Raw genomic sequence first — 656 nt, 5'->3', positions numbered from 1 at the left:
GAGGCCACCGACGACGCGGCCGAGACCGACGAGAACGTGGCGATCACCGTCAACGTGCTGGACGGCAGTGCCGGTGGCCTGGACGTGGCCGGCGCCGATGGTCCGGTGACCCTGACCAATGCCGCGCTGCAGGACCCGAGCCAGGGCAGCGTGACCTTCAATGGTGACGGCAGCGTGACCTTTACCCCGGCGACGGGCTTTGAAGGCGACGTGCTGATCGACTACACCATCACCGATGCCGATGGGGATACCGCTAACGCGACCCTGACCATCACCGTGGACGCGACCCCGGTGGTAGAGGTGAACCCCGAGTCGCCCAATGCGTCTGGCAATAACGAGGTGGATGAGGCCGGTCTGGACGACGGCGGCAGCCAGTCTGCCACCGACCTGGAGACCACCAGCGGCACCATCGCCATCGATACCGGCTCCGACAGCGTGGGCTCGGTGGTGATCAGCGGCGTGGACGTGACCAACGGCGGCACCGTGCAGGGCACCTACGGCACCCTGGTCGTCAGCGTGGTGAATGGGGACTACAGCTACAGCTACACCCTGGACGACAACACCACCGACCATAGCAGCCAGGGCACCGGCAGCGACGGCATCCAGGACGTGTTCAGCCTGGTGGTGACCGACTCCGACGGCGACGTCAGCGATCC

General features: G+C 66.5%; 1 protein-coding gene. It reads left to right on the top strand.

Going from position 1 to position 656, the window contains the following annotated elements; translation table 11 throughout:
- The coding region (locus JF545_RS19830) for an Ig-like domain-containing protein (RefSeq protein WP_206944883.1) at nt 1-656 on the top strand (656 nt) is incomplete at both ends.

Origin of the sequence: Halomonas litopenaei (assembly GCF_017303055.1) — a bacterium.
In the GTDB taxonomy this organism is placed as follows: Bacteria; Pseudomonadota; Gammaproteobacteria; order Pseudomonadales; family Halomonadaceae; genus Halomonas; species Halomonas litopenaei_A.
Note: the sequence above shows the minus strand (reverse complement) of the source record. Positions and strands in the feature narration are given on the sequence as shown.